We start from the raw sequence: 13,241 nt of genomic DNA, 5'->3' as shown, positions 1-13,241 counted from the left end.
AAGTAAAAATTGAAAAACTGAAAAGTCAGAAAATCAACCAAAAACCAGTCCTGATTCGCTTTGAGCGGACTAGCTCAGGATGTTTGTTGAGGTTTGTTAACCGAGGTAACTCCTGCACGCTCGTCCATTTGAGACGCTGAAGTTTTGGCAACGCGATCGCGCAATTCTTGAGATACACTCGTGTCGTTCATTACACCCTCAATCAGTTGCATCATCCGCGCCCAAGTGGAATCCCACGAATTCTGCGCTAAGAAAGCATCCACCTGACTCAGCCATGCCGACCGATCGTAATTTTGCTCGATTGCTGCTTCGGCTGCGGCGACGAAATCTGCGACGGTATCTGCAATCTGCACTAAACCCATCTCTCCGTAAGGACGAACGACATCCCGGATCGAGGTAGATACAACTGGCTTCCCAGCGGCGAGGTATTCTGGAGTTTTGGTAGGGCTAATAAAGCGGGTTGACTCGTTACGAGCAAAAGGCAACAACGCTACATCCCACCCAGCAAGATATGCAGGCAATTCTTGATAAGACTTCCCACCCAGATAGTGAAGATTGGGATGTTGGGGCAGCTCTTTGGGGTCTATTTTGACGACTGGGCCAATGATAACCAGATGCCAGTCAGGTCGCGCTTGGGCCATGCCACTCAGCAGTTCCAGATCCATGCGCTCATCAATTACCCCATAGAATCCCAGACGCGGGTGGGGAATATTTTTTTGATCTGCTGGTTCCTCTGTCAGAGTTTTTGCTTGTGCAAAGTGCGCTCTCTCGATGCTACTGGGGAAGGCGTGGGCATTCGGGTGCTGGTTGCGCTTGGCTTCGTAAAGGCTCTGTCCGCCTGTAAATACCAAATCTGCACGTTTAAAGAGTTCGGCTTCGCGCTCAATCATCACGGGTGGCGCTCCCTTAAATGCAGATAGCTCATCCATACAGTCGTAGACAACGACTAAAGGATCTAAGTGGTCTGCGATCGCGATCGCCATCGGTGTGTAATACCACAGGATATACTCGCGGATCTGCGCTTGTGCTAACAAATCATCGAGCATCCCCTTTTGAGCAGCAATGATTTCTTCCTCACTCATTCCTTCGCTCAAGTAAGGCACCACCACCGAGACACCACTCTCGCGGAGGCTAACATCCAGCCGCCAAGATGGATCGGAACTGAAAATCGGTTCTTCAATGAAGAATACTCTTCGCTGCTTTGCACAGCGACTCAAGAGATGTTGCGGTCGTTGGTAGACAAAATCCCAACGCAAATGCGACAAACAAATGAGCGCCGGTGTATTTGACAAGGAATCAGAACCATCCGACTGTAATGTTGGAAATGCACTCGCTGAGGGAGACTCAAGTGCATCTTTTATGGAGAACTGTATCTCCCATGCCCCACCATTACTCACACTATTCTTTATCAAATTTTTGGGCTGGGACATAAATAGCCTCAGATATTTCGTAGATTGGATTTAAGCTTTCAGAATCGCCTACCTACACACAAAGAAGAACAAAGTGGAAAGCCTTGAAGTGAAAAGAACACTTAAAATTAATTCCTAGCTATAACTACAAAAAGCAGCTAGAAATGATGTTTTCCTGCCTTGTTTACCCTTTTTGCGACTCTAAAGCAGTTTTATTGACTTCGCACTTCTGCTTAATTTATCGGGTTTTATTACCATCCGCTTCTGCCTGGAGAAGGAATTTGCTGCCACTGCTAAAAAAATAATAGCTATTGTTGAGTTCTAGCTTCTACCAGAGGAATGACGCGACTTCTTCCTAAAGAATAAATTTAATGTTAAATTAGTTTGTGCTAAATAATACAAAATACCTAAGTATAGTGACTTTTAATGGGAGTAAACAAGAGATGCGGGTGGGTTGCAGGACTTAGAAGACAATGCTTCCAAGTAGCAGCATTATTGCATCCCTATTCGATGGCTGTAGTAGCTTCAGTAACGAGCGCACGTAATCTCACGTAATTTGGTTTTACGCCGGTTTATCATTTTAGGTGCTTGCGTTTTAGGTTATTCAATAAGAGTTATGTTCGCCGAAGCTGTGCGCTTAGCGATCGCTCTAAATGGATTGAATAAAGGTGAATTAAATGCTTGTATCCTAAAAAAATACAGCACTAAATTTATATAATTTATGCTTTATGTATCACCTTTAGTAGCAAATACAAAAGGTGTGCAAAAGTTTTTCGTAAGTATTTTAATAGCTAAAGCTACTAAAGAAAATATCTTATTTAGGCTTTAAATAAAAACCTTAATAATATATTAATAATTTTTATTGAGCGTGGAGTATACTTCGAGGAATTGCCTCGAAAGGCCTTCTGCAAAGTTACTGAACAGTAGATAGTAACTTCTCTAGGAGAATTTGGCGAACCTCCCAAAGGGAGTGATGAATCTTGACTCTGTTTTACAAACTGAGCGTTGAGCGATCGCTTGCTCAGAGAAACTGTAAAGCAGATGGATGAAAGGGGAAAATAGCCAAGGAAAGTTAATAACGAAAGGAAAATATTTTCCCCTCGATGACACAGTCTCAACTAATCACTAAGCTTATCTGCTGTGCTATCGGGAGAAGCATAGCATAGCATAGCTCCCCATAGAACTGTTTGTATTCTTAAGCACACACTGGCTTAAAGTAAAGTCAATCCTTCAGGGAGAGGTGGGTCTGTTCCTCTGGTAGAAGTAAAGAGAACTGATGGCAGTTATTCTTCCTAAGAGCGATCGCATCTGAGGAGAATAGCAAAACGCTCTGGTAATTCCAGACCCGTATTCTAAACCACGATCGTCCTAGATCGGGACTTCATGAGCGGGAAGTATATCCAGTCTTCGTAATTTAGCTGACCATGAAGTTAACAAGACTGTTTTTGAATAATAACAAATCGCAGAGTTCTAGAGAATAAGAAAAACCACTACGATGAAACCTTCTAATTTGTCCAAAGTTCTTTTTGCAAGTACCTTTGCCCTCACTGTAGCGGCTCTACCCTTAACTCTGCCTTCTGTTGCCCAAACAGGCGGTGGTGCTGGTGGTTCAGCTTCCGGTACTGGTACGGGTGCAGGTGGCGCAACTTCTGGTACGACGGGTGCAGGCGGTGCAACTGCCGGTACCACAGGCGCAGGCGGTGCAACTTCTGGTACTACTGGCATCGGTGGCGGAACTGCCGGTACTACAGGCGCAGGCGGTGCAACTTCTGGTACCACTGGCATCGGTGGCGGAACTGCCGGTACTACAGGTGCAGGCGGTGGCGGAACTGTCGGGACAACGGGCGCGGGTGGCGGAACTTCCGGTACCACTGGCATCGGTGGCGGAACTGCTGGTACTACTGGCATCGGTGGCGGAACTGCCGGGACAACGGGCGCGGGTGGCGCAACTTCTGGTACTACTGGCATCGGTGGCGGAACTGCTGGTACTACTGGCATCGGTGGCGGAACTGCCGGGACAACGGGCGCGGGTGGCGCAACTTCCGGTACCACTGGCATCGGTGGCGGAACTGCCGGGACAACGGGCGCGGGTGGAGCAACTTCCGGTACCACTGGCATCGGTGGCGGAACTGCCGGTACCACAGGCGCAGGCGGTGCAACTCCTGGTACCACTGGCATCGGTGGCGGAACTGCCGGTACCACAGGAGCAGGTGGCGCAACTTCTGGTACCACGGGTGCAGGTGCTACTTCCGGTACCACGGGTGCAGGTGGCACTACTTCAGGGACTTCTACTGCTCCTTACGGCACAGTCACAACGCCTGGGGGTGCAACAGGGACTACCGCTGCTCCTGACGCCACGACTACGACGCCTGGAGGCACTACTTCAGACACAACTACGGTTCCCGGTAGCACAACTCCCAACGGCGCTACTACAGACACCACTTCTTACCAAGGAGTTCAGTCTGCAAGAGGCGATCGCAACTCCAGTTGGGGCTGGTTAGGCTTGCTGGGTCTAATCGGTCTAGCTAATCTGTTCCGTAAGCAGAACCATGAAACTGCACGTCAGCGTTAAATCAAGGCGTGCAAGTATTTAAAAACCAAAGCTAACAACAAAGCCCTGGCTGTAAACCAGGGCTTTACTCATATATATGTAATTTTTCAAAATTTAGGAAAGTTTAGGCGATCGCTTTCAAGCTTTACACAGATCCCAGAATTGAATCCAGCCCCCATTGATGCTTCAGCAGGTTCTGATAGATATTGTCTCGAATTATCATTTGCTTATGTAGCTGAACCAAAAATTGTTGAGCTTGCTCGCGAGACATATGCTGCACTTGATCTGCAAAAGAAATTAGGCTAAATTCTTGCTCTAAAGACAATTCAATGGGGCGTTCCATAATATTCTCCTGTGCCCAACTAGGCCAAAAACTAAAGTTAAGTAATTGATATGTGTCTGAGAATGAAGCTAAATGAACCAGTTTATTTAAACTTCTTTTGTTGCCTGACAATTACAAAATATCATTTTCAAGTTTGCAGCTTCCTCTTCCACCCGATGTAACTTTAATTTCCTTAAGAAATAATCCGATAGATTTATTCAATAAGGATTAGCCAAATATCTAACACTTCTTTGCACTCAGGCTGTTTGAGCTGTCGGAGAGTGAAGGGCAGCACGAGCAGACTAAAGTTGGATAATACCCATCTGCTTGCGTGTCAGATTGAGAGAGTCCTTTGTCACTATCGGAGCTATCTGAACTTTTTTACAGAACACAAAAAAAATAAACTCTGTTTCCGCAGTGATGGGTAAAGGATAGCCATCTTAGGGAAGGAAGGCTAGAAGGTTAGGTTATTCTGCCGTATTCGCTTCAAATGAAAAGCGCTAATTCCTGAATTAAAGCGAATCTGCACAAATTAAGCCATTTATTAATGCTTTTGACCATTTTTGGATCTATCCCCAAACAAGGAACATACTTCTAAGCAACCCTTCTAATAGAAAATATCCACTTAAACTAAATAACAAGTTCCTTCATCTATAGACCTGTCCGAAAGCTCAACTCCAAGCGAACAGCACAAAATATAACTACTTGTCAGCCAGGTTTAGTGACTCGCTAGCAGCGTAGGTTATCAAACCGAGCGCCCCTCACCATCAGCCGGGAGGGATTGGGAGATGCAGGTTTGCCTCTGAAGATAAGAGGAGGGGGTTCTACTGTCCCCCTTAAACGGGTATCCCTAATCTACATAGCGATTGTCCTGATATAGCTAGCTCAAAGCTGAAGCCAACAGATAACAAAAAGGCTTCCTAGACCCTTCTTCTTCCAGGCTCTGATCTAATGAAACAACTCGCTATTTCTCAATTCCGTAAATATGGCTTAATTGGCGTTATCTCATGCGCCACCATGCTAGGGACAAGTTTCTGCCTCTTGAGTCAAGCAAAAGACTATTCCGCTACTCAAGGTCATCCCTCCCTTGCTTCTGGCTTAATATGGCCCACTCAAGGGAATCTCACTCAAGGCTTTAATACTTATCATGAAGGAATTGATATTGCTAATAGCACTGGAACTCCGATTGTTGCTGCCGCATCGGGTACAGTCATCAAAGCTGGTCGTGATGATTCGGGATGGGGATTAGGCAACGTAATAGAAATCCAGCATCCTGATGGAAGCCACACGGTGTATGGTCACAATAGTCGTCTTTTGGTGAGTAAAGGTCAACAAGTTACTCAGGGTCAAGTAATTGCTGAGATGGGTTCGACAGGGAATAGTACAGGCCCTCATCTCCACTTTGAGTATCATCCTGATGGTCGTCTAGCGGTTGACCCGGCTGCCGGATTGCCCTCTTTAGTCGCAGGCAGGATTCCACCGCCGCAAACAGCAACCGCTGCGCCTAAACCGATTGATCCGCCTCCAGTGGTTTCTCAGACTGTACGCAACAACGCGGACACGAGAGGCAACACCAAACTTTACCCGAATCTAAATGTTTATTCTGGGGGTCGTCAGCAAGGGAACTCTCTTCGAGTACCGCGCGCGATCGCACCCAAACCACTGCAACCGATTGCAGTGACTCCGGCACCAGCGACTTATGCTGTTGCTGCGACTTTCAATCAATGCGGCAACCCCTTGATTGAAGGTGAGACGGCAAGCTCTCTGGTGAAAGTTTGTCGGGAAAATGGTCAATTGTTTTATATGGGGCAATTAAAGCAACAACCGAGCGCTTCGATGCAGCTTGCTGCTTGGCGTGTTGGGCAGGATCGGTATCAAGCGGATAACGGCAGTTATTCTTATTTTATTAGTCCACGCGGAGTAGAAGTTTGGCGAAATGGTCGTCAGCTCCGTTCTGAGCCTTTTAACGGTTCTTTGAAGATTTCACGGTTCTAAAAGCTTTGGTTTGACGACTGATGGTTACGAATCTTCAAAGAACGTGCTAAGAGAAAGTGCTACCCGATTTCTTCTCTAGATAGACTATCAGGTTCTCTATGGGCGATCGCTCTTTCTACCCTGATTTTCCAAGGGAGGTGACAAAGCGATCGCCTTTTCTTTACTTCTTCTTAATAAAACTTATTTTTCTTCACTTTTTTCTGAATAAAAAATTAAGATTTTAAGATTGCGATAATGTCTACCTTATTGTTTGACTATTGTGAGGAGTTAAAGCCTTACAGTATTGATTAACCAGATAGACAAAGCGTTCTGACCGACACGAGCATTACCATCTCGCATCGATGCAACTTTTCTGAAGGTGCGTCAGTGCGGGAAAACAGCGATCGGACAACTGAGCAAACGATTTATTCTAAAGCGGGGATAGACCAGATATTTCTGGAACTTGACTCGTTGATTGAATTGCCATCTGTCAGTTCACATTATTTGTGTATTGCTGAATTGTCTGTATGTCTTGGAACGGCTACACTTGAACGTCTCATTTAGAAAGTAAATTGCACATTAGGTTCCTCTAATGTGGCTGAAACTCAACAATTCATAAAAAATCACCTGAGTTTCCGAAAAATGTTTCCGAAAAACTCAGCAGCCATCCTGAAGCATCACAAAGTGTTTCTCAACCATACGGAGAAAAATCATGGAAACTCTTGCTTACATTCATGTTTCTAATACCTATGAAGAGGCAGAAGCTGGTATCGAGTATACTCTGCGTGACTTTTCGCTGAACTGGAAGCAACCACCGAGTTCAGCTTGGCTGGGTTTACTTGGCGTAGCTTTCTTATTTGGCGGTCTCAGCGAGATCAAACCTGCCAACGCAGCACAGTATTTTGTAAATACAAACGGCAGTTGTCTTAACGCTCGCTATGGCCCCGGCACATCTTACGGAGTGCATAGCTGCGTCCGTAATGGAGCCGCACTTGCACCAGTTGTGGCTTATCGCAACGGGTATGCAAAGCTTTCTACGGGTCGTTATGTTGCTGCTAACTATATCAGCACGAGACCAGGTTCTGGTTCTAATCCTGGTTCTGGTGTTGGCGGTTCCTTTCTCCGCCTAGGCTCTAGAGGTTCTGCTGTTCGACAAGTTCAATCAGCTTTGGGGGTTTCACCGACTGGATATTATGGTTCGGTGACTCAAAGAGCAGTCCGGAATTTTCAGTCGAGAAATGGCTTACGTGCAGATGGAGTAGTGGGACCGCAAACTCGCAGAGCGCTGGGAGTATAGAGAAGATTTAGCTAAGAAGCTGGCCTATCTATCCTAGAACGAGCTGAGTTAACCTCATTTCATCGAATTGATTTTACTGTTTAACAAGAATAGGGCGCAGTTGTGCGCCCTATTCTTTTGGTTTTCACTCAAATTTGGGATGGGGTGAGTTTGCAGTCGATTGGTAGCAAAACTCAGTTAAATATCCCATCCTAAAGACTTCGCAACTTGATCTGCCAGAGTCATCGGGTCGAAAGGTTTCGCAATTACTGCCTTTACTCCTAGTTGAGCAAAACGGCGTTGGTCAGCAGCCTGCATTTTAGCCGTCAACAACAGCACGGGGATGTGCTGGGTTACTGGATTGGCTTGCAGCTGTTGAAAAGTCGTTGTACCGTCCCAGTCGGGCATCATCACATCTAGAAGGATGGCGTCAAGTGGTTCAACTTCAGCCTTGGCAAGCCCTTCCCTTCCGGAACTCGCTGTCATAACGTCCCAGCTGGCGACCATTTCTAAGCTTAGCTGAGCCACTTCCCGAATATCCTCTTCATCATCAATTACCAGGATGCGCTTCGTTGTCACCATTGCAGTTTTCCTTCCTGTTGGGAACCATCCGATTCAGCAAGGCAATGATGCGCCCTTCAAATTGTTCTGGAGTAATCCGACCTTTAGTGAGAAACTCGGTTTGTTCCAGCCGCAGCCGCTCTCTTTCGGCGTTGTTCAAATCCTTAGCAGAATATACCACGATTGGAATTTGGCGCAGGCGATTGCACTGACGCAGCCAGTCTACTACAGCAAAACCATCGTACTCCGGCAGTACGATATCCAGCACTAGCAGATCGGGATTGATATTTGCTAATTTTTGAATTGCCTCGCGTCCGTTCTTCGCGTGAATCGTTTCCAAACCGTGGCGCTCAAACCGAGCAATCAGTACCCGCGCCAGATCCAGATCGTCTTCCACCAGCAAAACTCTAGCAACCTTTGCCTGTTGCAACGACTGCTCTAGCGCTTGAAATAAGGATGCTTCATTTAAGGGTTTGCGAACCCAGCCGGTAAAATCAGGAGGGCGCGGCTTGTCATCATCTGAGTTTGGTGGAAGCAATACCTGAGGCGGAATGTCGTTGATTGTAGAATCCGCGCTGTCAATATTAGAACTGGCTGCATTTTCCATTGCAATTGCATTGGTAGCGATCGCATCTGAAGGCTCAGACGGCTGCAACTGACTCAGATCGGTTTGCAGAAGGTTTCCATCTAGCAGGCTACTTAAGGTCTGATTCTCTAAAGAAGATTTGAGGAGATTACTCTGCTCTGGGGATAAAACGCTGAAAATGACGATGGGAATTTCCCTCGTATCGGGTCGCTGTTTCAAAACCGCCATTGTTTGCCAGCCGTTCATACCGGGCATAATCAGGTCAAGCAGAATCACCGCAGGTTGCTCCTGTAGCGCCAATTCTACCGCTTCTTGACCTGAGAAAGCCGTCTTGACTTGGTAGCCGCGCTGTTCTAATAAAGTTTGGACTACAGCACAGACCGCAGGCTCATCATCGCACACCAGCACGAGAGGCGTACCTAGTGCATTCTCAGCATCCGAAGGTAAGGGCACGGCACTGTCCTGAGTATCCACAGGGGAGTATTCGGCTTGAGCTGTCGTCACATCTCCCAAAGACAGATTCTCCCGTTCATCCTCAGCATTCAGCATTCGTGTCTCACCACTCAAAAGGGGCAGTGTAAAGAAAAAGGTACTGCCTTCATTCAGCGTACTTTCGACCCAGATACGACCTCCATGCTGTTGCACAATGCTGCGACAGATTGCTAACCCCAGACCTGTGCCACCTTTATCGCGCGAGTCAGAGGCATCAACTTGTTGGAATCGGTTAAAGATGCTTTCCAGCTTCTGTGCGGGAATCCCTCGTCCCTGGTCTTTCACTTTGAACAATACTGTGAGGGTGAGAGGTTGAGCAAGTGAGGGGGTAAATTCTTTCCCTGTTCCACCCTCCCCGACTCCAGAAGTGGGAAATCGCGTCTCTACAAGCGGCTCCCTGGTCTGCTGAATTTCGGCGCTGAGATAGACGTTGCTGCTAGGAGGCGAGAATTTGATGGCATTGCTGAGTAGGTTCGTCAGGGTCTGGATGATCCGGTCAGGATCGGCGTAAAGTTGGGCGGATGTGGGAGACACGGATAGGGTGACTCCAGCTTTGTCAGCCATTGCCCGCATCACCTCTGATGCCTGAAGCATTAGAGTTGCGGCATCGCAAATATGCTTTTCCATCGCTACCTGACCCGACTCGATGCGCTCAATATCGAGGATGTCGTTAATCAGGCGCACTAAGCGATCGGTATTCGAGACGGCAATCTCCAGCATCCGTTGAGCCTTTTCCGGTTTAGCAGTCAGCAGACCCCCTGCCAGCAAGCCGAGGGCACCGCGAATCGAGGTTAGGGGCGTCCGCAGTTCGTGACTGACGATAGAGACAAACTCATCTTTGAGGCGTTCTATGGCGCGGCGATCGCTAATGTCACGAGCGATCGCTGAGGCACCCGTCACCTGACCCACCCGATTCTTAATTGGAGAAATCGTAATGGCAACATCAATTTGGCTGCCGTCTTTTTTAAGGCGCACGGTTTCATAAGGGGGGATGCGTTCTCCCTGCTTGATTCTTGCCAAAATTGACGGCATCTCATTGAAGCGGTCGGGTGTCAACAGAATCGAGATTGGCTGTCCCTTGACTTCTTGGGCGGTATAGCCATAGATTCGTTCAGCCCCTGAGTTCCAGCTGGTAATGATTCCATCTAGTGTTTTGCCCACGATTGCATCCTCTGAGGACTCAACAATCGAGGCTAGTTGGGATAAAGCTTCCTCCCCCCGCTTGCGTTCGGTGATGTCTCGTAAAATTACGGTAAATATTTTTTCCCCAGCTAATTCCAGCTTAGAAATGGAAGCTTCCGCTGGAAACTCCACACCATTTTTACGCTGTCCAAAAACCTCGTTGCGCTCTCCCATCTTCCGGGCGGTACCCACAGAAGTGTCAAAATTGCGAATATGCTGACGGTGAGCGATCGCAGCCCGCTTTGGCAACAGCAAATCCAGGGACTGACCAATTACCTCATTGGCGGTATAGCCAAATATTTTTTCCGCCCCTTGGTTAAATAAGGTAATTTGTTGAGTTTCGTTTACGGAAATAATTGCATCCTCAGCAATATCTAAAATCCCAGCCAGTCGCGCTTGCGATGCCTTTCTCTCCTCTTCTGCCAACTTGCGCTGCGTGATGTCTTGAATCTGAGCAGTAAACAACGGTTCACCCTTGGCATTATGCACTAGCGATCCACTCAAGAAAATCCATACAATGTGTCCCTGTTTGTGGAGGTATCGCTTCTCCACGTTGTAATGCTGAATCTTGCCAGCCAGCATTTGGTGCATATATTCCAGATTGGTTTCTAAATCGTCTGGATGCGTAATCGCTTGGAAGTTCCTAGCCAATAATTCTTGCTCCGAATAGCCAACGATCTCGCATAAAGAACGATTGACTTCCAGCCAGCGTCCATCTGTTGCCACCAGCGCCATTCCCACCGCCGCATAGTCAAAGGCACTCCGAAATCGTTCTTCGCTTGCTTGCAGCGCCTCCTCTATCTGCAAGCGGTAGGCGATTTGGTTTTCCAGTTCTCGGTTCGTTGCTTCCAACACTGCGGGGCTTGGGAGAGCAAGCGCTTTAGGAACCAAGGGCACCAGAGACGCAGCCGTGTACACCGAAACTAAAGCGGTAATTGCTTTGACGAACCCCGATAGCCAATAGGTAGGATGCCAAAGCGTCCAAATCTCCATGACATGGGTGGTACCACAGGCGATGATAAATGAGCCAAATAATAGAAAAATCCAGTCAAATGGAAGATCCTGACGCTTCCGGACAAAGTAGAACAGCGTCACTGGGATCGAATAATAAGCAAGGGCAATTAGAGAATCGGACACGATATGAAGCCACACCAAACCAGGCTTCCATAGGTAGCAATGACCGTGAGGGATAAACCCTCCTGAACTAAAAAAGACATTTAAAAATTCCAGCATCCAGCTTCTTTCCTTACCCTTGAAGTAAAAAAGACGTTTAAAAATTCCAGCCTCAAGCTTCTTTCCTTAGCAGCCTGAGTCTACCTTAAAGTAAATTTTCTGGCAGGGCGATAAGATACTCTCAGAAAAGGCTTTAATAACCTCCATTCCCCTCGTTGGTAATCCCATTTTGTTTGACCGTTACCATACTTAATTTTCTGAGTTTTATTTTCTGAAGCTACGGACTGGTAGAGACAAGGAAAATCGTAAGTATTTGACAATCCAAAATAGTATAGCAATCAGATTTCAGTTATGAGCTAGAGGTTCAGCTACCCGACTTCTTAGAGAAGTCGGGTAGCTCGCCTTCTAATCATTTAGTAAACTTGCTATCAACTCATTCTGCTGGTGGAGGGATGCATAGCTTTCCTAGCCTAACTTATAAATTTTCTCTGTATTTGTTTTCTCTGCCGCCTCTGCGGTTCGTAAAAAACAACATTTTTAAAGTTAAATGTAATTACGATAGCCTTTATTATTTTATTAATACATCTTTTTCATTTAAAATGGTTTATATAGGTAGGATTAAGCCTCATATTATTAAATACAGATTTTAGCAAAGTTGCGTTTGCCAATCAGTCTATGAATCCAGAAGACATTCGGATAGCGATCGCGCAAGCTAGAGACGCTTGGATTGCGCGTGACGGCGAGGCTCTAGCGGCACTGTTTACGCCCAACGGTGAAATCATCGTACCGGGTCAACGATGGCAGGGGCAAGAGAGAATTCGGCAAGAAGTCGCTCATTTTGCTCAGCAGTATTCAGATGTAAGAATTGAGATTCAGCAGGTTATCGTTGATGGCGATCGCGCAGTCGTTGAGTGGTATTACGAAGATACTGAAAATTAAACTGGTCGTCGTAACAAAGCCGATGATGTTATTGTTATTAGTTTCAAAGAGGGTTGGATTACTCGCTGGCGTGAATATTTTGATACTGAAACACCTAAGTTAAGAACATGATAATTAATTCTGTCAAAATTTAAATGAGGTGAGGAAACTATGAGCGATGAGCAAGAGGTATTAGCCGCAAATCAGGCTTTCTATCGAGCCTTCGAGAAAAAAGATATTGAAGCCATGAGTGCAATCTGTTCGCAGGGAACAGGGACTCTTTGTATTCACCCCGGACGCAAAGCACTGAAAGGCCGCAAGGAAATTCGCTCTTCCTGGGAACAGATATTTAAAAACACCAGTTACATTGAAATAGAAACAGAGATTGTTACTACAGAGATTCGAGATAATATTGCCTACGTTGTACTTGTCGAAAATGTGTTTCAAGTCAGCGGTGGCAGAAGAGTTAAAGCCCAGTCGATGGCAACGAATATTTTTGAGCGAATGGCCCAAAAGTGGTATTTAGTCCATCACCACGGGAGTCCTTTAATGCGTTAAAGGTTGGGAAGCCACCTGAAAACGGAGGCTTCCCCACTCTTGCGACGTGGCGTTTGAGGAACGAAACTTAATGCTGACACAGAGATAAGGATGGGGAACTACAAATAATTCGATCCATCTAAATAGTAGACCTCTTGCAAAAGTCGTCGCTGGGGTAATATGAGGTCTGAAATTATGCGCTCGCTCACCTGTCTTCTACGCTCACCCCTGGTAATTCATAAGTAAAGCTAATGAAATAC

Annotated in this window: 8 protein-coding genes and 1 pseudogene; 5 read left to right on the top strand and 4 right to left on the bottom strand. The window is 46.5% G+C overall.

What is annotated here, in order from left to right:
• Nucleotides 1-197: 197 nt before the first annotated feature.
• A pseudogene (locus tag NC996_RS22500) lies at nt 198-1,430 on the bottom strand (glycosyltransferase family 1 protein); the annotation flags it as partial.
• Between the two features lie 1,474 nt (nt 1,431-2,904).
• Between NC996_RS22500 and NC996_RS22495 the strand changes: the two are divergent.
• Entirely contained in the window at nt 2,905-3,981 is a 1,077-nt protein-coding gene (locus tag NC996_RS22495; protein WP_190687067.1) for a WGxxGxxG-CTERM domain-containing protein, read from the top strand.
• A 124-nt stretch (nt 3,982-4,105) separates the two neighbouring features.
• Here NC996_RS22495 and NC996_RS22490 read toward each other — a convergent pair whose 3' ends face one another.
• Entirely contained in the window at nt 4,106-4,303 is a 198-nt protein-coding gene (locus NC996_RS22490; protein ID WP_190428799.1) for an NblA/ycf18 family protein, read from the bottom strand.
• Nucleotides 4,304-5,233: 930 nt separating this feature from the next.
• On the opposite strand from NC996_RS22490, the gene NC996_RS22485 reads away from it, so the two are divergent.
• Both NC996_RS22485 and NC996_RS22480 read left to right on the top strand, forming a co-directional pair.
• Nucleotides 5,234-6,277 (top strand): M23 family metallopeptidase, encoded by a 1,044-nt coding sequence (locus tag NC996_RS22485; RefSeq protein WP_190687064.1) that lies wholly within the window; start codon nt 5,234-5,236, stop codon nt 6,275-6,277.
• Between the two features lie 691 nt (nt 6,278-6,968).
• Nucleotides 6,969-7,553: a peptidoglycan-binding domain-containing protein gene (locus NC996_RS22480; protein ID WP_190687061.1), complete on the top strand. Its 585-nt coding sequence runs from the start codon at nt 6,969-6,971 to the stop codon at nt 7,551-7,553.
• A gap of 177 nt (nt 7,554-7,730) precedes the next feature.
• Here NC996_RS22480 and NC996_RS22475 read toward each other — a convergent pair whose 3' ends face one another.
• Together NC996_RS22475 and NC996_RS22470 are read right to left on the bottom strand one after the other, a co-directional pair.
• Nucleotides 7,731-8,111, bottom strand: a complete 381-nt coding sequence (locus tag NC996_RS22475) for a response regulator (protein ID WP_190410137.1) — start codon at nt 8,109-8,111, stop codon at nt 7,731-7,733.
• Entirely contained in the window at nt 8,083-11,586 is a 3,504-nt protein-coding gene (locus tag NC996_RS22470; protein WP_190687057.1) for a PAS domain S-box protein, read from the bottom strand. The genes NC996_RS22475 and NC996_RS22470 overlap by 29 nt, the downstream gene beginning before the upstream one ends.
• Before the next feature lie 615 nt (nt 11,587-12,201).
• Between NC996_RS22470 and NC996_RS22465 the strand changes: the two genes are divergently transcribed.
• Together NC996_RS22465 and NC996_RS22460 are read left to right on the top strand one after the other, a co-directional pair.
• Nucleotides 12,202-12,465, top strand: a complete 264-nt coding sequence (locus NC996_RS22465; RefSeq protein ID WP_199303166.1) for a nuclear transport factor 2 family protein — start codon at nt 12,202-12,204, stop codon at nt 12,463-12,465.
• 150 nt (nt 12,466-12,615) lie between these two features.
• The gene (locus tag NC996_RS22460) at nt 12,616-13,002 is read left to right on the top strand and encodes a nuclear transport factor 2 family protein (protein ID WP_190687054.1); all 387 of its coding nucleotides are present in this window, start codon (nt 12,616-12,618) and stop codon (nt 13,000-13,002) included.
• Nucleotides 13,003-13,241 lie beyond the last annotated feature (239 nt).

Origin of the sequence: Trichocoleus sp. ST-U2, from assembly GCF_039961875.1 — a bacterium.
Taxonomy (GTDB): domain Bacteria; phylum Cyanobacteriota; class Cyanobacteriia; order Cyanobacteriales; family FACHB-T130; genus FACHB-T130.
The sequence above is the reverse complement of the archived record's forward strand: the minus strand, read 5'-3'. Positions and strand labels throughout refer to the sequence as shown.

Excerpts from the sequence above, each read along its gene's own strand:
- NC996_RS22495 (WP_190687067.1), top strand. The coding sequence starts at position 2,905 with ATGAAACCTTCTAATTTGTCCAAAGTTCTTTTTGCAAGTACCTTTGCC.
- NC996_RS22490 (WP_190428799.1), bottom strand. The coding sequence starts at position 4,303 with ATGGAACGCCCCATTGAATTGTCTTTAGAGCAAGAATTTAGCCTAATT.
- NC996_RS22485 (WP_190687064.1), top strand. The coding sequence starts at position 5,234 with ATGAAACAACTCGCTATTTCTCAATTCCGTAAATATGGCTTAATTGGC.
- NC996_RS22480 (WP_190687061.1), top strand. The coding sequence starts at position 6,969 with ATGGAAACTCTTGCTTACATTCATGTTTCTAATACCTATGAAGAGGCA.
- NC996_RS22470 (WP_190687057.1), bottom strand. The coding sequence starts at position 11,586 with ATGCTGGAATTTTTAAATGTCTTTTTTAGTTCAGGAGGGTTTATCCCT.
- NC996_RS22465 (WP_199303166.1), top strand. The coding sequence starts at position 12,202 with ATGAATCCAGAAGACATTCGGATAGCGATCGCGCAAGCTAGAGACGCT.
- NC996_RS22460 (WP_190687054.1), top strand. The coding sequence starts at position 12,616 with ATGAGCGATGAGCAAGAGGTATTAGCCGCAAATCAGGCTTTCTATCGA.